The sequence below is a fragment of the Maritalea myrionectae genome, assembly GCF_003433515.1.
Taxonomy (GTDB): domain Bacteria; phylum Pseudomonadota; class Alphaproteobacteria; order Rhizobiales; family Devosiaceae; genus Maritalea; species Maritalea myrionectae.
Genome location: NZ_CP021330.1, coordinates 1,579,779 through 1,600,303 on the forward strand (window position 1 = coordinate 1,579,779; position 20,525 = coordinate 1,600,303).

A 20,525-nucleotide genomic window follows, 5' to 3' on the forward strand; every position below is an offset into this window, starting at 1 on the left:
GGCAAAAGCCCAAATAAATCGCCACATTCACTTGTGGTTGGACGCAATTGGCGCAAAGATTTATGAAGGGTTAACTTTGGTGATTCTCAATGCCGAAGTAGAGTAGTGTGAGAGGGCATGGACGATGGCGGTGACCCCGCTCCAAGAGGACACATATCCGCAACCAGCTGTGAAAAAGCCCCTGGGGAATCCTGGGCTTTGGCGCGTGCTGGTCTTGACGCTCTTTTTTATCGGCTTGGCCGTTGTTTATGCCGTCTATGGCGATCAGATATCTGCCGACATTTTGATGCTGGTGCTTGGCCTGTTGGCTGTGCTCGGCGTGTTCAGCCTATTCGGGTTGGCGGCCGGGCTGTTTCGCCTGTCGCATCATGATGATGGCCCCGCGCTGCAAAACGCGATTGTGGATAGCCTCGATTATGGCGCTGTGGTGTCGGATCGGGATGGCCGGTTGGTTTATGCCAATGCCGCCTATGGCGAGCTTGTGGCCGGGTTGGACCGGACTGCATTGGCCAGTGTGCCGCGGCTTTTTGCCAGCGCGCCTGAGGCCGCAGAGCCGATCTATCGTTTGTCGCGCGCTGCTCAGGAAGGGCGTCGGGCGGTCGAAGATATTCGTTTGACCACGTCGCTTACTGGTGAAAACCCAGAAATGCCCATTTGGTATCGTGTGCGCGTGCAATCGCTGCCTGCTGTGGACCAAGCTGGGGGGCGCGCGCTCGTCATGTGGAGTGTTGAGGATATTTCGCGCGACCGTGCCAAACAAGAAAACATCTTTTTGGAACTGCAACGCGCGATTGATTATCTTGATCACGCGCCTGCCGGGTTCTTTTCCACCAATGGAAATGGCCAAATCCAATATTTAAACGCCACTTTGGCCAATTGGCTGGGCTATGATTTGGCGGAGTTCGATACGGGCTCCATTCAGCTTTCTGAAATTGTGCGCGGCGATGGCTCTGGCCTATTGCTGGGGGGCAGTGCTGACGGGCAAATCAAAACCGAAATTATTGATATTGATCTGGTCAAGCGCGATGGCACCAATTTGCCCGTGCGGTTGCTGCATCGGGCTGCCCGCCTGGCCGAGGGCGATTTGGGCGAAACACGCACGCTGGTGCTGGACCGTTCCAAAGGCGCGGATCTTTCCGAAGAATTGCGCACGGCTGAAGTCAAGTTCTCACGCTTTTTCAACGACACCCCGTTTGCGATTGCTGCGGTGGATTCACAGGGCCGTATTTTACGCACCAACGCGCCCTTTATGCGCACATTTGACAATGAGCGTGGCGAGCGACCGATTGATCATTTGCCGTTGTCCGACTTCGTTTCTGACGATGCGAAAGCGAATTTGTTGACCGCGTTGGAGCAGGCCAACGCCAACCATTCCACAATCGAGCCGGTGGATGCGGTGCTGAAAAGTGACGAGGAACGCAGTGTGCGGCTTTATGTTTCCGGCATTGAAGACCCGGATGAGCAGGGCGAAAGCGCCATTGTTTATGCGCTGGACACCACGCAACAGCGGGTGCTGGAACAGCAATTTGCACAAAGCCAGAAAATGCAGGCTGTTGGCCAGTTGGCAGGCGGTATTGCTCACGATTTGAATAATATTCTGACTGCCGTTATTGGCTTTTCGGATTTGTTGTTGCTCAATTTGCGCCCCAATGACCCGTCGTTCAAAGATACGATGGAAATTAAGCAGAATGCCAACCGCGCTGCTGGGTTGGTGCGGCAATTGCTGGCGTTCTCACGGCGGCAAACTCTGCGCCTTGAAGTGCTGGAAGTGTCGCTGTTGGTCGATGATTTGACGGTGCTGTTCAAGCGGTTGATTGGCGATAGCATTAGCCTAAGCGTCGATCACGAAGCCGAGCTTTGGGCCGTGCGGGCCGACCATGTGCAGCTTGAGCAGGTGGTGATCAACCTTGTGGTCAACGCCCGTGATGCGATGCCTGACGGTGGGTCTGTGGATATCCGCACGCGCAACGTGACAGAAGCCGAAGCGGCCACCTTCAATTATCGCGGCATGCCGGCGGCTGACTATGTCTTGATCGAAGTGGCCGATACCGGCACTGGCATGAGCCAAGAGGTGCAAGACAAGATTTTTGAACCCTTCTTCACCACCAAAGATATTGGCAAGGGAACGGGGCTTGGGCTGTCGACCGTTTACGGCATTGTGAAGCAGACAGGTGGCTTCATTTACGCGGATAGCGAATTGGGCCGGGGAACAACATTCCGTATCTTCTTGCCTAAATATGCGCATGTGCCTCGCGAAGCCGCTGATCGGGCCATCACGCAGAAAGCGCGCGATCTTACAGGCAAAGAGCGCATCTTGATCGTGGAAGATGAAGATAGCGTACGCGCCTTCTCCGCACGGGCATTGTCGTCAGCGGGTTATGTGGTGCATGAGGCCGATAGCGGCGTGGCTGCGCTTGAAGTGCTGGAAGAAATTGACGGCGAGATTGAACTGTTGATTTCCGATGTTGTCATGCCAGAGATGGACGGACCAACCTTGTTGGGTGAAATGCGCCAGCGTTATCCGGATATCAAAGTGATCTTTGTTTCGGGCTATGCGGAAGAAAATGTGCGCAAGGGCCTTGAGGATGATGTGAGCGTCGAGTTCCTGCCAAAGCCATTCTCGCTCAAACAACTGGCTGCCAAAGTGAAGACTGTTTTGGAAGGTGAGACTGAAGATCAGGCTGATTTGGATTAAGCGGGATCGTTGCGAATCTGATTCTTTGGCGGTTTTCTGGTTTCCGAACAATCCTAAGTTGCGACAGTTGTAACTAACGCAAATGGTTAATTTGCATGTGTTTTTGGATCAAAAATAGAACAAATATTCAAACTGATGTTATTTCAATTACTTAATTAGATTGACAACGCCCTTAAAATATGAGAACAAATATAGTACAAACTGTATTTTTCCCTTGGTCCGAATAAATTTGCATGGACCTCAGGACTTTGGAATAAGGAGAGGGCATATGGCAAATTCACAACTTCGCGTCGTCGAAGGGGGATCTATGGATAAGAAGAAGGCTCTTGAGGCCGCGCTCTCTCAGATTGAGCGAAATTTCGGTAAGGGCTCTGTTATGCGCCTGGGGGAGAATTCTGCTGTTGAAGTGGAATCGATTCCTACAGGTTCGTTGGGGTTGGACATTGCGCTGGGTATTGGCGGTTTGCCGCGTGGTCGGGTTATCGAGGTTTTTGGACCTGAAAGCTCAGGTAAAACCACGCTGACCTTGCATGCGATTGCAGAAGCGCAACGCGCTGGTGGCATTTGTGCCTTTGTTGATGCTGAACACGCGCTGGACCCGATTTATGCCCGTAAGCTTGGCGTGAATATTGATGATTTACTCATCTCACAACCAGATACTGGCGAGCAAGCCTTGGAGATTGCCGATACGTTGGTGCGTTCTGGCGCCATTGATTTGCTGGTGGTCGACTCTGTTGCGGCATTGACGCCAAAGGCCGAGTTGGAAGGCGAAATGGGCGATAGTTTGCCCGGCTTGCAAGCGCGCTTGATGAGCCAGGCCATGCGTAAATTGACCGCCTCTATCTCACGGTCGAAAACCATGGTGATTTTCATCAACCAAATTCGGATGAAGATTGGTGTGATGTTTGGGTCGCCGGAGACCACAACAGGTGGTAACGCGCTGAAGTTTTATTCATCTGTGCGCTTGGATATTCGCCGCATCGGCGCGATTAAAGATCGTGACGAAGTGGTGGGCAACCAGACACGGGTGAAAGTGGTGAAGAACAAGTTGGCACCACCATTCCGCCAGGTTGAGTTCGATATTATTTACGGCGAAGGCATTTCCAAAACTGGCGAGTTGCTTGATTTGGGTGTGAAAGCCGGATTGGTGGAGAAATCTGGGTCTTGGTTCTCTTACAATAGCGAGCGCTTGGGCCAAGGGCGTGAGAATGCCCGCCAGTTCCTGAAGGACAATCCACAAATTGCTTATGAAATTGAAAGCGGCGTGCGCGAGAGTGCCGGCCTTTTGACCGAAAATATGATTGCCCCACCGCAACCAGACAAAACCGAGGCTGATGATAGTCTTGAGATTGTCGATAAGTCCGACAAATAGATGTTGGATTAATTTGTCCTTGCTGACATTTAGGCGCCGAAATTTTTCGGCGCCTTTTTTGTTTGTATTGTCGAACTTTAACCGCCACTCAATTGCTGGACAGGGCGAGTTGTGGCGTGTAAAACCGCCTGAAGTTCTGACTTTTGTGCAAGGCCGACAGAGATTTATGACCAGCGTAAACGATATTCGATCGAAGTTTCTTGATTACTTCCAATCACATGATCATGAATTGGTCGATAGCGCGCCATTGGTGCCGCGCAATGACCCGACCTTGATGTTTGTGAACTCCGGTATGGTGCCGTTTAAAAACGTGTTCACCGGCGTTGAAAAGCGCGACTATTCTCGGGCGACAAGCGCGCAAAAATGTGTGCGCGCAGGCGGCAAGCACAATGATTTGGACAATGTTGGCTTCACTGCACGCCACCACACATTCTTTGAAATGCTGGGCAACTTCTCATTTGGCGATTACTTCAAAGAGCAAGCCATCGAGCATGCCTGGCACATGGTGCATAAGGAATTTGGTCTTCCTAAAGACAAGCTATTGGTCACGGTTTATCACGAAGATGATGAAGCCTTTGATTTGTGGAAAAAGATTGCGGGTCTTAGTGATGATCGCATCATTCGCATCGCCACCAGCGACAATTTTTGGATGATGGGTGACACCGGACCATGTGGTCCATCATCGGAAATCTTTTTTGACCATGGTGACCATATTTGGGGTGGCCCTCCGGGCGGCCCGGAAGAAGATGGTGACCGCTTCATCGAGATTTGGAATTTGGTGTTCATGCAATATGAGCAGCACGCCAATGGTGACCGCACTGATTTGCCGCGGCCGTCAATTGACACGGGCATGGGGCTTGAGCGGATCGCCGCCGTTTTGCAAGGCACCCACGATAATTATCAAACCGATATGTTCAAGGCGCTTTTGGCTGGCGTGGCCGATGTCACCAACACGGATATTGGCGATAAGGGCGACCAAAGCCGCCGGGTAATTGCCGATCATTTGCGCTCCATGTCATTCTTGATTTCCGAGGGTGTTCTGCCGTCGAACGAGGGCCGCGGTTATGTGCTGCGGCGGATCATGCGTCGTGCCATGCGCCATGCGACTTTGTTGGGGGCCAATGAGCCTGTGATCAACAAATTGGTGGGCAGCTTGGTGCGGGAGATGGGCCAAGCCTATCCCGAATTGTCACGCGGCGAGGCGATGATCAAGGAAACGATCAAGCTTGAAGAAGAACGGTTCTTGAAAACCTTGAGCCGTGGTTTGCAGATTTTGGAAGATGAGACTGAAGGCTTAAGCGAAGGGGCGACCCTTGAAGGGGCGACAGCGTTTAAGCTCTATGACACTTATGGCTTTCCGCTGGACCTGACCCAGGATGCATTGCGCCAGCGCGGCATTGATGTTGACCAAAAAGGCTTTGATGAGGCCATGGCAGCGCAAAAGGCTGAGGCCCGGAAAAACTGGTCAGGCTCCGGGGATGCAGCTTCGGAGGCGATCTGGTTCAAAATTGCGGATCAAAAAGGGGCCACTGAGTTTCTCGGATATGAAACCGAAAAGGCGGATGGCGAAGTACTTGCCATCATTAAAGATGGTGCTGAAGTTGAGGAACTGGCTGCGGGTGAAACCGGTGTTCTGGTGTTCAACCAAACGCCGTTTTATGGCGAAAGCGGCGGTCAGGTTGGCGATACCGGACGTGCCCACGAAGAGGGCGTTGACGTTACCATTTCCAACACCACCAAATCAGCCGGTGTGTTTGCCCATCATGCGAAGGTGAATGAAGGAACGGTCAAGGTTGGGGATGCGCTGCATCTCAGCGTTGATGCGGTACGGCGTCAGTCTATCCGTTCTAATCACTCGGCCACGCATTTGCTGCATGAGGCGCTGCGCGAGACTTTGGGTGACCATGTGGCTCAAAAAGGCTCAATGGTGTCGCCCGATAGGTTGCGTTTTGACTTCTCACACACCAAAGCGGTGGGTGCGGAAGAGATGAAGCAGATCGAGCAAATGGCCAACAGCATCGTGCTGCAAAACAGCCCCGTTGAAACACGTTTGATGGAAGTTGATGACGCTATCGAAGCGGGTGCAATGGCTCTGTTTGGCGAAAAATATGGCGATGAAGTGCGCGTGGTGTCGATGGGCAAACCGCTCAACGACAATAAGGGCAATCAGGCTTACTCGATGGAGCTATGCGGTGGTACGCATGTGAAGGCGACTGGCGAGATTGGGGTTGTGGCTGTTGTTGGTGAAAGTGCTGTGGCCTCAGGTGTGCGCCGCATTGAAGCGCTGACGGGCGATGCAGCGCGGGCGTATTTCGCCGAGCAAGAGGCGCGGGTGCGCCAGATTGCTGATCGGTTGAAGGTGGCGCCAAAAGATATTGTTTCGCGCGTTGACGCGCTGCTGGACGAGCGCAAGCAACTTGAGCGGCAATTGGCAGATGCACGGCAAAAGCTGGCCATGGGCGGCGGCGCCGGTGGTGGCAGCGAAATTGAGAAGGTTGGCGAGGTCAACTTTATGGGGCGCGTGGCGGAAGGTTTGCCGTCAAAAGAATTGCGCGGACTGGTTGATCAGGGCAAAGAGCAGATCAAATCGGGTGTTGTCGCGATTGTTGGCATTGGCGACGACGGCAAAGTTGGCGTGGCCGTTGGGGTGACCGACGATTTGAAGGACAATCTGAGTGCCGTTGATTTTGTAAAGGTCGCGGTTGAAACCTTGGGCGGCAAAGGCGGCGGCGGTCGGCCTGATATGGCACAAGGTGGCGGCCCGGATGCGGACAAGGCGCAAGATGCGATTGATGCGGTGCGGGCCAAGCTGGCTGAATAAAGGCTGCTGACATCAAAGAAAATAAGGCCGCCTTCCGGGCGGCCTTTTTTGTGCGGGCATTTAGGCTTTTTGAAGTTTGTGAAGCCGAGCGGTCAGCGCTTCAATCTCTTCAGAAAGCAAATTTCCGTTTTTAAGGTGGCTGATATGCTTTTTAATGATTGGTTGCAGCGGTTCGCTGAACAATTCTTTTCGTGCAGCGCTTAGATTTTCCAAACAATGGACGATTGTGCTTTGAATTTCAAAAATTTCGCCTCCATCCCGCATCATGGGCACAAAGAGCGTGGTCAAAACCTGGTCGAGCGGTAAGGGGGCGATCCAAATATGTTCATAATCTGGAGTGTCAATTTCCTTTGGGGTGAAGCGAAGGAGTATCCTTAGGCCACGCCGCAGGCAATCCGCCGCTGTGCCGGGGTCGTTGATGGCTTTGGAAAGCGCTCGGGCGCCAGTTTCGGCCAAAACGACAAAGCCGAGTTCCGGGTCTTGTTCAAATGTACGTTCGTTCGCAAGGTGGAACATGCGGCGAATTTTCTTTTCTTGGTCTTTTTGCAGCTTTTTCGAGCACCATGCCAAGGGCAGGGTGGGGCACGCAAATGTGCCGGGCTGGGCAGTGAGGAAGATGCGGGCATCCAGTTCCTCCGCATATTCATTCAGCGCGTTCAAATCTACATGCTGCACATATTCAGGATGCTGTGCGTGGATGGGCGTCCAGTTGGCAGTCTTGAGCTCGCTTTCGCGATAGGGGTTGCACCCCAGATGCGGATCAATTTGCCAATTTTCCATTGTCGAAATGGTGGCTTTTTCAACCCGGTCGAGCGTGTCTGGAATGCGTCCAAATACACGCAGTAGATCGATCCATCTGATAAATGATGTGAAGATGATAATGAGGATCACCAACGTCATCGCCAAGAGGATGACGCGGCCGCCTTGGTCGTAAACGCCCATGTGCAGCGCAATAATGCCAACCAGCGCGAAAATGAATGAGCCCAAAAACGTGGTCAGGACATTTTGAGATGTTTTGTCTTTAAGCAGGAGCTGTGTGGCGCGGGGCGTTGTGGATTGCGCGGCGCTCGACATGGCATTGGCCATGATCCCCAACGAGAATGTTGAAACGGCCAACATGGACGACGCAATGATGTTGAGAATGGGCTCAACAGATTGGCTGCCCATATTCCAAATCCATTGCTCTGGAATGAAGGGTTTGAGCGCGACGGCGGCAAGCGCTGTTAAAATGGCCAGCAGCGAGAAGGCGGTGAGCCTGATCCAAATTTCCGATAGCAGTTGTTTAAACAGGAAATAGAATTTGGAAATGAACATATCTGGCCACGCTACAATGAGATCGAGATCTCACTTTATAGCGGATAAATGAGCGTGCCTATGGCCAATTCGCTCTGTGACCGCCACTTGCTGTCTACAATAAAAAGGGGAGGCGCGCATGTGGGCTCCGATGCCGGCTATTTCAGTTCGATTTCACCACCGCTTGAGGTGTTGGTTTCTGTTGTGCTTGGATTGCCGCGCACGTTAATGTCCGCCCCGGAGCTGGCATTCGCTTTCAGATTTTCGCTGGCGAAGACGCTTGCGTCGGCGCCAGAGCTGGCGTCAACCAAAACGCTGTCGCACTCAAGAGAACCAGCATCGAGATCCGCGCCGGAGCTGGATGAAAATTCTGCTTCGTCGCAGGTGCCAGCAAGCTCAATATCGGCGCCGGAAGAACTGTCGGCCTTGACCGAAATCGCCGTGAGACTTTTGGCGTTCAAATCCGCACCAGAACTGGCGTGAAGTTCAATATTTTCCGTCGAGAACGTTTCAATCGCAAGTTCAGCGCCCGCGCTGGCATGTGCCGCGCTCAAAAAGGGCATGGTGACAACAACTTTGGGTGACTGACCTCCGAAAAGGCTGGTCAAGCTTTTGAGCAGGCTTTCCTCTTTGCGGTGGATTTTTAGCGTGGTGCCTGTTTTTTCGATGACCAGGCTATCTAGAAGCTCTTTATCTGCCGCTGTGGCTTGGATCGAAAAACTGTTCGATTGCACCAGAGAACCTTCAACAGATTCTGAAATTTCGATCTTGGAGAAGTCCGTAAAATCATACTCGCGCGTTTCATCAGCGAAGGCGGGATTGCTTGCCACAAAAAACGCGCCCAAAGCGAGCCCCAATGCGCCAACTGTTGCCAGAAGGCGAGTAGACTTAAAATGGGCGGTTTGGGTGGTTGCTCGAGAGGAAGTGTTGCGCATAAAAATACCCGTTGTTTGTGTACCTCATATATTGGGTTTGAAAACTTTGAAACAAGGGGCGCAGGCATATATGTTTTGCGGATCAGGTGCCCGGAATATTGAGATTTTCTCAGGTCACCAGTTTATGCGCGGTGAGTATTTGATGCTCGTTGCTTTCCGTTTGGCCCAGCGTTCTGGTGTGCTCTTCGTAGATGGTGAAGTCTTTTGGCAGGACAGTGCCCTTGATGGCTGAACGGGTGAAGATATGTCTTGTGTTTTCGGGGCTGCGTTCAAACCAATCCGGGTTGTCAAATGTGCCAGCAAAAACGCCGATCACCTCGGGGAAGCGCTCGAATGTCTGGTATATTTTCGATCCGCAATTGCCGCAGAAATTGACATATAGGCTGAGGCCACTCTCATCTGATTTGTGCGTATATTGTTTCGGCTCGCCCGCAAGCAGTTCGATGTTGTCGCGCATAAATATAGGCTCGACGAGAAAGGCGGTGCCGGTGGAGCGCTGGCACATGCGGCAATGACAGATTGTGGTGTGGATAGGCTGGGCGGTGGCGCGGTATTTAAGATCACCACAAAGACATTGGCCCGTTTCCGAAATCGTGCTCATTGGGGTCCCATTTCAGTTTCGCATGAAGCGCTATGTTAGCCTGAAACGGATCAGCCGCCTACGTCTTAAATGGAACCAAACAAAAAGCCGCAAAGACAATGTCTTCGCGGCTTTTCTTGAATCAGTTTATGAGGCGATTACGCCAAAGCTTTTTGCAAGTTCTCGTCGATTGCTTCCAAGAAGCCAATGGTTGAGAGCCATTCTTGATCTGGGCCAACAAGCAGGGCCAAATCTTTGGTCATCTGGCCGTTTTCGATGGTGTCGATCACGGTCTTTTCTAAAGTGGCAGCGAAGTTGGCCAACTCTTCATTGTCGTCCAGCTTGGCGCGGTGGGCGAGGCCACGTGACCAGGCAAAGATTGACGCTGTGGAGTTGGTTGAAGTGGCTTCACCTTTTTGGTGCTGGCGGTAGTGACGTGTCACGGTGCCGTGCGCCGCTTCGGCTTCAACAGTTCTGCCATCTGGTGACATCAAAACAGATGTCATCAGGCCGAGTGAACCAAAGCCTTGTGCAACTGTGTCTGACTGAACGTCGCCATCATAGTTTTTACAGGCCCAAACATAGCCACCTGACCACTTAAGGGCAGAGGCGACCATGTCGTCGATCAAGCGGTGTTCATAGGTGATCTTCGCTTCGTCGAATTTTTCTTTAAATTCTGCTTCAAAAACTTCTTGGAACAGATCTTTAAAGCGACCGTCATAAGCTTTCATGATGGTGTTTTTAGTCGACAAGTAGCAAGGCACTTTGCGGTTTAGGGCATAGTTCATGCTGGCGCGGGCGAAATCACGGATGGAATCGTCCAAGTTGTACATGGCCATTGCCACGCCTGAACTTGGCGCATCGTACACTTCGTGCTCGATTTCCTTGCCATCTTCACCAACAAATTTGATGGACAGCTTGCCTTTGCCTGGGAATCTGAAGTCTGTGGCGCGATATTGGTCACCAAAGGCGTGACGGCCGACGATGATCGGCTGTGTCCAGCCCGGTACCAAACGCGGCACGTTGCGACAAATGATCGGCTCACGGAAGATCACACCGCCCAAAATGTTACGGATGGTGCCGTTTGGCGAGCGATACATGCGCTTCAAGCCAAATTCTTCAACGCGATCTTCGTCTGGCGTGATGGTGGCACATTTAACGCCAACACCGTGCTTTTTGATGGCGTTTGCGGCATCAACGGTGATTTGGTCATCGGTCGCGTCGCGCGCCTCAATGCCCAGATCGTAATATTCGAGATCGATATCGAGATAGGGGTGGATCAGTTTGTCTTTAATGAATTGCCAGATGATCCGTGTCATCTCGTCGCCGTCGAGTTCGACGACAGGATTGGTTACCTTAATTTTGCTCATGAGAACTCCGCAAAGCTAAAAGTTGGGAGGCCCGCCTTGCTTTAGACGGGTGTTCAGCGCCCCTATAGCATTTGTGGGGAAAAAGGCAAAGACTGATTGGTGCACAAATGGCATCATCATATGTGCTTGACGTGTGTGTAAATACACGGCAAAAGGGATTTATGAGCAAATCGGGCCAAATTCCGGACACACAAAGTCAGGAAGCGCAAAAAGAGTTGGAACGATGTGTGCTGCGCAACACGCGCGCCGCATCACGCATGATGACGCGCAATTTTGCCAAGCGGCTTGGTCGGTTTGAAATCACGACTGAGCAGTTCTCGCTGATCGCGTCACTGGCCGGGGCCGAGCATGATTCTGTTTCAGGCTTGGCCGATTATCTGGCGATTGAGCGGTCTACGCTGTCGCGCAATCTTTCCTTGTTGGAGCGCAAAGGCGTGGTGCAAAAACGCCGAGCCGACAAGGGCAATGGGGTGGTTTACAGCCTAACGCCAAAAGGGCAGGCGCTGTTTGAAAAGATGGTGCCCCATTGGCAGGCCGCGCAAGATGCGATTTTGGAGGTTGTAAGCCGTGAGGAGTTGGACGCGGCGCTGAACGTGTTGCAGCGCGTGGCCAAATTGTAGCCATATTTTTGGCCATTCAATGTGTATATACACGAATGGTGGGCGGCAGGTTTGAAGGTGCTGGGTTGCGATTGAGGGTGCGTTTGTTGTTGGCGTGAGACGCTGTTGAGGCTGCCGCATTTGGCGAGCCTACAGTTTAGGTTTTAGCGCGGGTGCGGGAAGTAGAAACTTACCGGTTCGTGCGGCCCGCGACATGGGCTTGCTGGGCGTTCAAGTGGTGACGTGTGGATAGGGCAGACACAGTGTCGGCCAATGGAATGGGGCGCCTGATTGGGTGTGCTTTAGTGTATATACACGAGAATGGAGAGCTATATGCGACCGAATAATGATGATCCGATTGTGGTGACAGGTATGGGGGCGGTATCGCCCCTGGGCGTTGGTGTTGAGACCAACTGGACGCGGCTATTGGCAGGGCAGAGCGGCATTGTGAAAAATAACCGGTTTGATGTAACCGATTATAGCTCTAAAGTGGCCGGACTGGTGCCCAGCAAGGCAGATGATCCGCATGGATTTGACGCCAACGACTTTATCGACGCCAAAGACCAAAAGAAGATGGATTTGTTTATTCAATATTCCATGGCGGCGACGGAAGAAGCATTGCAGCAATCCAAATGGGTGGCTGAAACCGAGGAGCAAAAAGAGCGGACGTCCACCATTATTGCCACCGGTGTGGGCGGGTTTCCGGCGATGACAAAGGCCACCGAGACCATTAGAGAACGTGGCCCGCGGCGATTGTCACCGTTCACCGTGCCCTCCTTCTTGGGCAATATGGCGGCTGGACACATTTCGATCCGCTATGGCTTTAAAGGAGAGATCGGCTCGCCCATTACAGCTTGTGCCGCCTCGGCCCAAGCCATCGGCGATGGGGTGCGTCTTTTGCGGTCAGGCGCGGTGGATGTCGCCGTGTGTGGCGGGTCTGACGCGTGCGTTGATCCCGTGGCGATTGGCGGCTTTGGCGCGGCGCGGGCGCTCTGCACGAAATATAATGATGAGCCCGGAAAAGCGTCACGTCCCTTTGATGAGGACCATGCGGGGTTCGTTTTGTCGGAAGGGGCTGCCACCTTGGTGCTGGAGCGCGAAAGCCATGCGCGGGCACGCGGTGCCAAGATTTTAGGCACGGTTGAGGGCTATGGCACATGTGCTGATGCCTATCACCTAACCGCGTTGGCACCAGGCGGGGCCGGCGGTGTGCGCGCCATGGAACTTGCATTTAGGGATGCCGGCATGGTGCCCGACCAAATTGATTATGTGAATGCCCACAGCACGTCCACCCAAGTTGGCGACGAAGCGGAAATAGAGGCAATTCACACTGTGTTTGGCGACAGGGGTACATCACTTGCAGTTAATTCGACAAAGGCCTCGGTGGGGCATTTGTTGGGGGCTGCTGGTGCGATTGAGGCGGTCTATTCCCTTATGGCGTTGCGGGAGCAAACGGTGCCGCCCGGGATCAATATTGACCGGCCGATGGAAGCAGCTGCGCAATATGAACTGGCCAAAGAAGGTCCGGTCAAGCGCGACATAGACTTTGTTTTGTCCAACGGTTTTGGCTTTGGTGGCGTGAATGCGACGCTTATCTTTGGTCGTGCATAGCAGCCTGTAAATCGGTGGCCACCTTGTTGAATTGGCGAAAAGCGGTGAGGTGGCCCTCGGCCTTAAAGACTTGCACTGTGCTGGCGCGAGTTGATCTTGTGCTGCCTCTTAAGCTTTACTTGGGGAGACGGCCTGTGATCACTGCCATCAATGTTCCCCAGCCGGTGAAGGCTTTTTGGCCTTTGTCGGCAAGGGCATAATGATCGGGTTGATCATCGGCGCAGATTTCGCGGGTGAGGGTCCAGCCTTGTTGATCGTCAAACAGGCCCTGGCCGAACGTGAAGTTTGATGATTGTTTTGGCTTATGCCAAACGGAGGAACCACATTCAGCGCAAAAGCCCCGGCTGGCGATTTTTGATGATTCCCATTCCTGCACAGGGCCGTTCAACTCGATAATCTCGTCGCACACCACCCCCATCCAGAGGCCACCGCACCACTGGCGGCACATCTTGCAATGGCAGGCGCCATAGGTGTCTGGGGCTTTCACTTTGAAGCTGACCGCGCCGCACGCGCATTTTCCGGTTTTTATCTTTTGATCTGACATAGGTTTTCTCGCGATAAGTATGTGGTCAGATTATCGGAAAAAGCGGCAGGCGCAATAATTATCACCATCACTTGTCCTGCTTGTGGATCATGGCAATGGGAGGATGACAGGCGGGCATCGGCTGTTTAGATTGCCACTGAAGGTGAGGGCTTATGGACCATTCCAACTATGTGATCGATCAAATGATTTCCGCCAAGTCCATTGCGGCGCGGGTGGAAGAATTGGCCGACGAGATTTCGGCGAATTTCAAAGATTCTGACAAATTGATTGTGGTGGGCCTATTGCGCGGTTCGTTTGTGTTCATCTCCGATTTGGTGCGCGAATTGGACTTGCCGGTAGAGGTCGATTTTTTGGAAACCTCATCTTACGGCAACAGCACAGAATCTTCGCGCGAAGTGCGGATTTTGAAAGATTTGCGCGGCGAGATTGAAGGGCGTGATGTGCTGGTGGTGGAAGATATTGTGGATACGGGCCACACGCTCAACCATGTGCTGCATATGCTGGAATCGCGCAAACCGCACCGCCTTGAAGTCTGTGCGTTGCTCGACAAGCCCTCACGGCGGGAAGTAGATATTAGCGCCACGTGGACCGGGTTTGAAATTCCGGACGAATTTGTGGTGGGCTACGGTATCGATTATGCCCAGCGCAACCGCAATTTGCCCTATATCGGCAAAGTGCGGTTTACAGGGTAGCTTTATCCAGGCTCATCATAAAATCGTAGGGCATATAGGGGTGAAGGGGGGAGCGTGCCGCACGCTCTTTTGCCAAAATGCTGGGTGCATCTAGCGAGGCTATTTCAGCACTTTTGTCAGTCGGGATGTCGCCAGAAAGCTGCAGCGCTAAGTAACGGCCACAGCAAACGCGCAAAAATGAAGCAAAGTTCTCTGGATCATGGCCTGCTTCTGTTGTTTCGCGGAACAGGCGGGTGACCAATTGGCCGACGGATAGTCCATCTCGCGCCCCAATTTCGGTGAGAACCTGCCAATAGAACGCCTCCAAACGCACGCTGGTGGACATGCCATCAATGCGCATTGACCGCGTTTGATTTTCCCAAAGATTTGTATCAGCCCCGACAAACAGTTGGCACATGTCATCCTCCCAATTCTGCGCGAGCGACCCGCGCAGAAACCAATTCAGCAAAAATTGCGTCTGTTGGCAAATCAGTTATGGGTAATCTCAGTGCCGAGAACAGTGAGAAACTGTGCGATCCATGCTGGATGGGCAGGCCAGGCTGGAGCGGTGACAAAATTTCCGTCCGTTTTCGCAGCGGTGACGTCAATATCTGCAAAGGTCCCGCCGGCAAGTTTTACTTCAGGCGCGCACGCGGGATATGCGGAAATATTCTTATTTTTGATCACATCTGCTGCTGCCAATAGTTGCGCGCCGTGGCAAATGGCAGCGATTGGCTTGTTGGCATTGGCAAAGTGTTGGACCATCGCGATCACCTCGGCATTTAGGCGCAAATATTCTGGTGCACGTCCGCCGGGAATAACCAAAGCGTCATAGTCTTCAACCTTTACGTCTGTGAATGTCGTGTTTAGCGCAAACCGATGGCCGGGTTTTTCGGTGTAAGTTTGATCGCCTTCAAAGTCGTGTATGGCTGTTGCGACGCTGTCGTCTGCTGTTTTGTCCGGACAAACAGCATCAACATGGTGCCCAACGGCAAGAAGGCACTGGAAAGGGGCCATCACTTCGTAATCCTCAACGAAATCGCCCACGATCATAAGAATTTTTTTCGCACCCATCATATCCTCCTCAAGATTGGTGTGAGGAGAAAGCATAGTGAGCGCGGGCCTGTTGCGGGTGTTATCCCACTACTACAAGCCTATTTCGGCGGCAGGGCGCCAACAAACTGTGTCGCCAAGGCGATCCATGTGCGCAACGCTTCGTCATCGGCTATTTTGTCCGGATGCACATGGACAAAACCTTTCATTGGTTTGCCTGTAAAATCCATTTCCTTTGCGCCGGGGCGTGAAAGCGCCTCGTCATAAAGTTCTGGCCCGACGCGCACCATCAGGGTGCCGTCTTTGTGCGGCCCCACAAGCATGTTGCCATTGAGCATAAAGGCGATGCCCCCGAACATTTTGCGCTCGGACACATTTGGGTCGTCGCCAATGACGGCGCGGATGCGGTCGGCTAGTTGTTCGCGTTCGGTGCTCATGTCATATGGTCCGCTGTTTTTAGCTCGGGGTCCATGTAGTCCCAAATGGGGCGCTCTGAAGAGTAGAGCGCAATCTGTGGCTTGAACCAGTCTGAATTGTCGAAGGCACCGACGGCGATGCCGATGATGTCTGGCAACTTCTCATTTTCCGAAAAGAGCCGCGATCCGCATACTGGGCAAAAATGGCGGGTGCGCATATTTCCAGAGTCGGCGGGCGCATCAAAAGATTTGGTGTCGCCTTTGATGTGGACCTGATCCTTTTTGTAAAAGGCCTGAACCAGATGGCCTGTGCCCGAAAGGCGACGGCATGCATTGCAATGGCAAGCCGCCATGCGCACCGGTTCTCCGGTGACCGTGAAGGTGACTTGGCCGCAATAGCATTGTCCCTTATTTTCCATTGTCTTCCCCCCCTGAAGATCTAATTGTCGCGATAGGTGGGGTATTGCGCCAACCCATCGCTTGTGTGGTCCCATTCGAATTTTGTACGGGAAAATATCATTGATTTCGGCGGCAGATCATTGGCGGCGTCACCCAACAGCCCGAGTGGGATAAGGCGGTGGCCCTTTAACCGGCTTGACGTGCCAAAAACTGGTGTGCCGCATCGGGCACAGCGGTGGCGATGCACCGTGGCGCCACTATCTGCCTCGGTGGCATAAGAAGTTGTGTCGCCTTCAAATTCCAATTGCTCATCGGCCCAAAGGGCGAGCGCTGTATGGTCTGTGCCCGATGCCTTTTGGCAATCGCGGCAGGCGCAAAGCATAGTTGTTTTGGGTGCGCCAAAGAGGGTCAGTTTTGCTTGACCGCATGCGCATTCCACGCGAATATCATTTTCTTCCATCAAATGAGTTTGGCGCAGTTTAAGCGCTGAATCAATTCACTAAATTGCGAGTTAAGTCCTTATTCATGAAGATTTTTGATTTGCCGATTGAAACGGAACGACTGATTTTGCGGCGTGTGCGCCATGACGACTTTGAGCCGTTATTTCCCATCCATTCCGATTCTGATGTCTGTCGTTATCTGCCTTATGAACCGCGCGATGAGGCCGGTATGCGTGAGGCGTTGGAAAAGCGGGTGGCGCTGGACAGGTTGGAGCCAGGCGGCGATCCGTTGTTTTTGGCCGTGGAGTTGAAAGAGACTGGCGAAGTGATCGGTGAAGTGCTGCTGTTTTATCTCAATGAAGAGGCGCGGCAGGGCGAAGTAGGCTATGTGTTCTCCCCCGACTTTCAGGGCAAAGGGTACGCCATGGAGGCAACGCGCGCCTTTATGGATGCTTGTTTTAAGGAATTTAATCTGCACCGCATTTGCGCGCGTTGTTCTGCGGCCAATACGCCATCTTGGCGATTGATGGAAAAACTCAAAATGCGCCGCGAGGCGGATTTCCGAGAGCATGAGCTTTTTAAGGGCGAGTGGGACCACATGTATATTTATGCCATTTTGGAAGATGAATGGCGGGCGCATTTCAACTAGGCCTTGATTTTTAAGGCCTGTCCGCCCTATGTGTCTGCGACTTATTTAAAGGACAAGGACCATGGCAGGCACGGATAGCTCAAAAGGAATTGAGCTGAAACCCACCCCGGCGGTAATTTTGTGTGAACCGCAATTGGGGGAGAATATTGGCACGGCAGCGCGGGCCATGGCCAATTTTGGCCTGTGGGATTTGCGCATTGTCAATCCGCGCGATGGATGGCCCAACGAACGGGCACGGAGTGCGGCGGCGAAGGCTGACCATGTGATTGATCGCGTGCAAGTGTTTGATCGGGTGGAAGACGCAATTTCGGATTTGAGCCTGGTTTATGCTACGACTGCACGTTCTCGCGATATGTATAAACCTGTCATTGGGCCGGATGAAGCGGCCAACCACATGGTGCCGCATATTGGCGCTGGGCAAAAAGCGGGAATTCTGTTTGGCCGCGAACGCTGGGGGCTGAACAATGAGGAAGTGGCGCTTTGCGACACGATTGTCACCTTGCCCGTGGAGCCAGCCTTTGCATCACTGAACATTGCGCAAGCGGTTTTGGTTTTGGCGTATGAGTGGCGTCGGGCCGCGAATGGCGCGGCGGACCTGCCTTTTGGCGGTGACCTTGGCGAACCCGCGCCGCGCGAACAATTGGTCGGCTTATATGAGCATTTGGAAGACGCGCTGGATCGGGCCAACTATTTCAAAGTCGCCAATAAGCGTCCGTCCATGGTCAACAATATTCGGTCGATGCTGGGGCGTGCTAAGTTCAATGTGCAGGAAATACGGACATTTCGGGGTATTATTGCTGCGCTGGATCGGCGACATGAGCGGCCCAATCCTTATCGGAAAAAACAAAGACAACAAAAAAAGGACGCCGAATAGGCGTCCTTTTCAGTTTTGAAGGTCGTTTTAGATTAGGCTTCGATCAAACGCCGGCGATATTCGCTGGCGGCATAGACAAAGCCTGCTGTGATCACCAAGCCAATGAACATGTGTGTCCAATTGAACTGATTGAGCATGGCGATGATGAAGCTTGCCGCATTAAATGATTCTTGCGTCGCAACTTCTTCCAACAGGTCTTCATTGGCGAACATGTTTTCCAAGCGATAGGTGATGAAATTGCCAATATGGCTTTCAAAATTATCTGCGCTGAAGCGGAAGATGCGTTCGGCCAAGACCATCAGGCCAGGGACCACAAAGGCCAATGGAATGCTCCAACGTTTGAATACGGTGGACAGCAGCGCCACCCAAGCGAAGAAGGGGGCATACCAAAGCAAGGCGAGCAACACCAAAACCGCAGCTGAAATGCTCATCTGGATATAGGTGCTGACAAAGCTGATTGGATCAGCCGTGCTGACACCAGGCACAAAGCCTGCAATCCAGATCGAAAACAGATAGGCCATAACACCGGCGATCAGCATCCAGACGCCAATGGCCATCGGAAAGATTGTACCACCGGCCAGAACCTTTGATCCAAGGATCTTCAGGTCTGATTGCGGCATGCTTTTCCAAAACAGCAGGCCATTGTTTTTCCGGTCGGCGCTGAATGAATCAGCGTAGTAGAAGAACAGGGCAATCATTAAGTAGATCGTCCAAAGCACAATGGCGATGCCGTAAAATGCCGTGAACAATGTGGCCTTTGAATCCATTGTGGTGAATTCAGCCTGAATATCGCTATGGCCCAATATGATGGCGGAAGCGAAGACCGCAATTACGATCATAGTGATGACGGCCGGTGCAATCAAAAATGCACCGCGATGTTCTAAAAATTCCCGTTTTACGAGCGCGATATAGGGTCTCATATGATCTCTCCCTTACGGGTATCTTCACGCTGCATCAGCGCGACAAACAAATCTGAAATGGTTGGGGTGCTGACCTTGCCATAGGGTTCAAGCTGATCGGCGGCGACGCCGTCAAACACCATAATGGTCTGGCCAAATTTCTGCTCGACATAGATGGGTTTGAGCGCGTGCAGCGCATCCAGTTCCTTCTCATCAGTGACAAGCTGGTGATAGCGGGTGCCCACATCTTCCATCGGGCAATCCAGCACCAATTCGCCATCTTTGATGAACATAATGTCGGAGAGCATAAATTCGATCTCGTCCACCTGGTGGGTTGTGATCAGCAATGTGCGCTCTTCGTGCATATAGTCTTCCAGCAACCGCTTATAAAAGCGCTTCCGATAGGTAATGTCCAAGCCAAGGGTTGGCTCGTCCAAGACTAGAAGTGAAGCGTCGATCGCCATGACGATAGCAAGGTGCAGCTGAGCGACCATACCTTTTGATAAAGCCTTGACCTTTGCATTAGCGCGGATGTCTGTGCCCTCAAGAAATCCATTTGCCTTCTCCCTGGAAAAGTTGGGGTGTATGTCTTCGACCAAGTCGAACAGTTCGCGCACTTTCAAAAAGCGCGGCAAGCTGGCCACATCTGAGATGAACGCAATGTCGTTCATCAATTCAGCACGGTTTTGATAGGGATGTTGACCCAAAACGGTGATGTCGCCTTCACAGTCTGTTAGACCGAGGATGGCATTCAGCGTTGTGGTTTTACCCGCACCATTGTGCCCGACCAAACCGACAATGCGGCCCTTTGGAATGGTGAAGTTCAGTCCGTGCAAAATCTCTTTTTTGTTGAAGCTCTTGCGTAAATTGCGGGCTTCGATAAGGGGCTTAGCTGTTGTTGTCATATTTCGCCTCTATTCCGTCTCGTGCCGCATAAGATCTTCAATATCGAGACCTAGTGCTTTGATTTGTTTAACGATGCGGGGCCATTCATTTTTCAAAAATGCCTCGCGTTCATGTGCCAAAAGCTGATTTTGTGCGCCATCTGCCACAAACATTCCCAAGCCTCGTCTTTTTTCGATTACGCCCAAATCCACAAGAGACTGATAGGCTTTGGTGACCGTGAGCGGGTTGACCGACAAGTCTGTCGCAATCTGCCGCACCGAGGGTAACGCTTCGCCTTCATTGACCGAACCTGAGATAATCATGTCGGTCAATCGCTCTCTGATTTGAACAAATATCGGCTGTGTTTCATTCCAATTGTTCATTGTGTCTCACTCATCTAGTGTATTAGAGTTGTAGCA

At 52.4% G+C, this 20,525-nt stretch carries 21 protein-coding genes; 8 read left to right on the forward strand and 13 right to left on the reverse strand.

Annotation, left to right across the window (positions count from 1 at the left end; translation table 11 throughout):
- Positions 1-130: 130 nt before the first annotated feature.
- From cckA to alaS, 3 genes are all read left to right on the forward strand, one after another.
- Positions 131-2,695 (forward strand): cell cycle histidine kinase CckA, encoded by a 2,565-nt coding sequence (gene cckA / locus MXMO3_RS07760; RefSeq protein WP_425462133.1) that lies wholly within the window; start codon positions 131-133, stop codon positions 2,693-2,695.
- A 268-nt stretch (positions 2,696-2,963) separates the two neighbouring features.
- Complete coding sequence (recA, locus tag MXMO3_RS07765; protein ID WP_027834326.1) at positions 2,964-4,067, forward strand: recombinase RecA; 1,104 nt, start codon at positions 2,964-2,966, stop codon at positions 4,065-4,067.
- A 166-nt stretch (positions 4,068-4,233) separates the two neighbouring features.
- Entirely contained in the window at positions 4,234-6,888 is a 2,655-nt protein-coding gene (gene alaS / locus MXMO3_RS07770; protein WP_117395487.1) for an alanine--tRNA ligase, read from the forward strand.
- Between the two features lie 60 nt (positions 6,889-6,948).
- On the opposite strand, the gene MXMO3_RS07775 is transcribed toward alaS, so the two are convergent.
- The 4 genes from MXMO3_RS07775 to MXMO3_RS07790 form a co-directional block, all read right to left on the reverse strand.
- Positions 6,949-8,202, reverse strand: a complete 1,254-nt coding sequence (locus MXMO3_RS07775; RefSeq protein WP_117395488.1) for a DUF2254 domain-containing protein — start codon at positions 8,200-8,202, stop codon at positions 6,949-6,951.
- Positions 8,203-8,339: 137 nt separating this feature from the next.
- Entirely contained in the window at positions 8,340-9,116 is a 777-nt protein-coding gene (locus MXMO3_RS07780; RefSeq protein WP_117395489.1) for a head GIN domain-containing protein, read from the reverse strand.
- Positions 9,117-9,225: 109 nt separating this feature from the next.
- Positions 9,226-9,717, reverse strand: coding sequence for a GFA family protein (locus tag MXMO3_RS07785; RefSeq protein WP_117395490.1), 492 nt, complete (start codon positions 9,715-9,717; stop codon positions 9,226-9,228).
- 137 nt (positions 9,718-9,854) lie between these two features.
- Entirely contained in the window at positions 9,855-11,066 is a 1,212-nt protein-coding gene (locus MXMO3_RS07790; RefSeq protein WP_117395491.1) for an NADP-dependent isocitrate dehydrogenase, read from the reverse strand.
- A 161-nt stretch (positions 11,067-11,227) separates the two neighbouring features.
- Between MXMO3_RS07790 and MXMO3_RS07795 the strand changes: the two genes are divergently transcribed.
- On the forward strand, positions 11,228-11,686 hold the full coding sequence (locus tag MXMO3_RS07795) for a MarR family winged helix-turn-helix transcriptional regulator (protein ID WP_162889179.1): 459 nt from the start codon (positions 11,228-11,230) through the stop codon (positions 11,684-11,686).
- A 312-nt stretch (positions 11,687-11,998) separates the two neighbouring features.
- A complete protein-coding gene (gene fabF, locus MXMO3_RS07800; protein ID WP_117396753.1) occupies positions 11,999-13,276 on the forward strand; it encodes a beta-ketoacyl-ACP synthase II in 1,278 nt (425 codons plus the stop codon).
- Positions 13,277-13,391: 115 nt separating this feature from the next.
- Here fabF and MXMO3_RS07805 read toward each other — a convergent pair whose 3' ends face one another.
- On the reverse strand, positions 13,392-13,820 hold the full coding sequence (locus MXMO3_RS07805; protein WP_117395493.1) for a GFA family protein: 429 nt from the start codon (positions 13,818-13,820) through the stop codon (positions 13,392-13,394).
- Between the two features lie 152 nt (positions 13,821-13,972).
- On the opposite strand from MXMO3_RS07805, the gene hpt reads away from it, so the two are divergent.
- Positions 13,973-14,512 carry a hypoxanthine phosphoribosyltransferase gene (hpt, locus tag MXMO3_RS07810; protein WP_117395494.1) on the forward strand — a complete coding sequence of 180 codons (540 nt, stop codon included), beginning with the start codon at positions 13,973-13,975 and terminating at the stop codon, positions 14,510-14,512.
- On the opposite strand, the gene MXMO3_RS07815 is transcribed toward hpt, so the two are convergent.
- The 5 genes from MXMO3_RS07815 to MXMO3_RS07835 form a co-directional block, all read right to left on the reverse strand.
- Positions 14,502-14,909: a ribbon-helix-helix domain-containing protein gene (locus tag MXMO3_RS07815; protein WP_051213500.1), complete on the reverse strand. Its 408-nt coding sequence runs from the start codon at positions 14,907-14,909 to the stop codon at positions 14,502-14,504. The genes hpt and MXMO3_RS07815 overlap by 11 nt on opposite strands.
- Positions 14,910-14,980: 71 nt before the next feature.
- Positions 14,981-15,565, reverse strand: a complete 585-nt coding sequence (locus MXMO3_RS07820) for a DJ-1/PfpI family protein (protein ID WP_117396754.1) — start codon at positions 15,563-15,565, stop codon at positions 14,981-14,983.
- 80 nt (positions 15,566-15,645) lie between these two features.
- Positions 15,646-15,981 (reverse strand): TfoX/Sxy family protein, encoded by a 336-nt coding sequence (locus MXMO3_RS07825; protein ID WP_117395495.1) that lies wholly within the window; start codon positions 15,979-15,981, stop codon positions 15,646-15,648.
- Entirely contained in the window at positions 15,978-16,379 is a 402-nt protein-coding gene (locus MXMO3_RS07830) for a GFA family protein (protein ID WP_117395496.1), read from the reverse strand. The genes MXMO3_RS07825 and MXMO3_RS07830 overlap by 4 nt, the downstream gene beginning before the upstream one ends.
- A 20-nt stretch (positions 16,380-16,399) precedes the next feature.
- The gene (locus MXMO3_RS07835; protein ID WP_117395497.1) at positions 16,400-16,819 is read right to left on the reverse strand and encodes a GFA family protein; all 420 of its coding nucleotides are present in this window, start codon (positions 16,817-16,819) and stop codon (positions 16,400-16,402) included.
- Positions 16,820-16,884: 65 nt separating this feature from the next.
- Between MXMO3_RS07835 and MXMO3_RS07840 the strand changes: the two genes are divergently transcribed.
- Complete coding sequence (locus MXMO3_RS07840; protein WP_117395498.1) at positions 16,885-17,448, forward strand: GNAT family N-acetyltransferase; 564 nt, start codon at positions 16,885-16,887, stop codon at positions 17,446-17,448.
- 61 nt (positions 17,449-17,509) lie between these two features.
- The gene (locus tag MXMO3_RS07845; protein WP_117395499.1) at positions 17,510-18,322 is read left to right on the forward strand and encodes an RNA methyltransferase; all 813 of its coding nucleotides are present in this window, start codon (positions 17,510-17,512) and stop codon (positions 18,320-18,322) included.
- Positions 18,323-18,354: 32 nt separating this feature from the next.
- Here MXMO3_RS07845 and MXMO3_RS07850 read toward each other — a convergent pair whose 3' ends face one another.
- From MXMO3_RS07850 to MXMO3_RS07860, 3 genes are read right to left on the reverse strand one after another with little or no spacing between them, the layout of a single operon-like run.
- Positions 18,355-19,242 (reverse strand): hypothetical protein, encoded by an 888-nt coding sequence (locus MXMO3_RS07850; protein WP_027834313.1) that lies wholly within the window; start codon positions 19,240-19,242, stop codon positions 18,355-18,357.
- Positions 19,239-20,126 (reverse strand): ABC transporter ATP-binding protein, encoded by an 888-nt coding sequence (locus MXMO3_RS07855; protein WP_027834312.1) that lies wholly within the window; start codon positions 20,124-20,126, stop codon positions 19,239-19,241. The genes MXMO3_RS07850 and MXMO3_RS07855 overlap by 4 nt, the downstream gene beginning before the upstream one ends.
- Positions 20,127-20,135: 9 nt before the next feature.
- A complete protein-coding gene (locus MXMO3_RS07860; protein ID WP_027834311.1) occupies positions 20,136-20,489 on the reverse strand; it encodes a GntR family transcriptional regulator in 354 nt (117 codons plus the stop codon).
- Between the last annotated feature and the right edge of the window lie 36 nt (positions 20,490-20,525).

What these genes read in the sequence shown, in the direction of transcription:
- recA (WP_027834326.1), top strand. Translation starts at nt 2,964, where the DNA reads ATGGCAAATTCACAACTTCGCGTCGTCGAAGGGGGATCTATGGATAAG.
- alaS (WP_117395487.1), top strand. Translation starts at nt 4,234, where the DNA reads ATGACCAGCGTAAACGATATTCGATCGAAGTTTCTTGATTACTTCCAA.
- MXMO3_RS07775 (WP_117395488.1), bottom strand. Translation starts at nt 8,202, where the DNA reads ATGTTCATTTCCAAATTCTATTTCCTGTTTAAACAACTGCTATCGGAA.
- MXMO3_RS07780 (WP_117395489.1), bottom strand. Translation starts at nt 9,116, where the DNA reads ATGCGCAACACTTCCTCTCGAGCAACCACCCAAACCGCCCATTTTAAG.
- MXMO3_RS07785 (WP_117395490.1), bottom strand. Translation starts at nt 9,717, where the DNA reads ATGAGCACGATTTCGGAAACGGGCCAATGTCTTTGTGGTGATCTTAAA.
- MXMO3_RS07790 (WP_117395491.1), bottom strand. Translation starts at nt 11,066, where the DNA reads ATGAGCAAAATTAAGGTAACCAATCCTGTCGTCGAACTCGACGGCGAC.
- MXMO3_RS07795 (WP_162889179.1), top strand. Translation starts at nt 11,228, where the DNA reads ATGAGCAAATCGGGCCAAATTCCGGACACACAAAGTCAGGAAGCGCAA.
- fabF (WP_117396753.1), top strand. Translation starts at nt 11,999, where the DNA reads ATGCGACCGAATAATGATGATCCGATTGTGGTGACAGGTATGGGGGCG.
- MXMO3_RS07805 (WP_117395493.1), bottom strand. Translation starts at nt 13,820, where the DNA reads ATGTCAGATCAAAAGATAAAAACCGGAAAATGCGCGTGCGGCGCGGTC.
- hpt (WP_117395494.1), top strand. Translation starts at nt 13,973, where the DNA reads ATGGACCATTCCAACTATGTGATCGATCAAATGATTTCCGCCAAGTCC.
- MXMO3_RS07815 (WP_051213500.1), bottom strand. Translation starts at nt 14,909, where the DNA reads ATGTGCCAACTGTTTGTCGGGGCTGATACAAATCTTTGGGAAAATCAA.
- MXMO3_RS07820 (WP_117396754.1), bottom strand. Translation starts at nt 15,565, where the DNA reads ATGGGTGCGAAAAAAATTCTTATGATCGTGGGCGATTTCGTTGAGGAT.
- MXMO3_RS07825 (WP_117395495.1), bottom strand. Translation starts at nt 15,981, where the DNA reads ATGAGCACCGAACGCGAACAACTAGCCGACCGCATCCGCGCCGTCATT.
- MXMO3_RS07830 (WP_117395496.1), bottom strand. Translation starts at nt 16,379, where the DNA reads ATGGAAAATAAGGGACAATGCTATTGCGGCCAAGTCACCTTCACGGTC.
- MXMO3_RS07835 (WP_117395497.1), bottom strand. Translation starts at nt 16,819, where the DNA reads ATGGAAGAAAATGATATTCGCGTGGAATGCGCATGCGGTCAAGCAAAA.
- MXMO3_RS07840 (WP_117395498.1), top strand. Translation starts at nt 16,885, where the DNA reads ATGAAGATTTTTGATTTGCCGATTGAAACGGAACGACTGATTTTGCGG.
- MXMO3_RS07845 (WP_117395499.1), top strand. Translation starts at nt 17,510, where the DNA reads ATGGCAGGCACGGATAGCTCAAAAGGAATTGAGCTGAAACCCACCCCG.
- MXMO3_RS07850 (WP_027834313.1), bottom strand. Translation starts at nt 19,242, where the DNA reads ATGAGACCCTATATCGCGCTCGTAAAACGGGAATTTTTAGAACATCGC.
- MXMO3_RS07855 (WP_027834312.1), bottom strand. Translation starts at nt 20,126, where the DNA reads ATGACAACAACAGCTAAGCCCCTTATCGAAGCCCGCAATTTACGCAAG.
- MXMO3_RS07860 (WP_027834311.1), bottom strand. Translation starts at nt 20,489, where the DNA reads ATGAACAATTGGAATGAAACACAGCCGATATTTGTTCAAATCAGAGAG.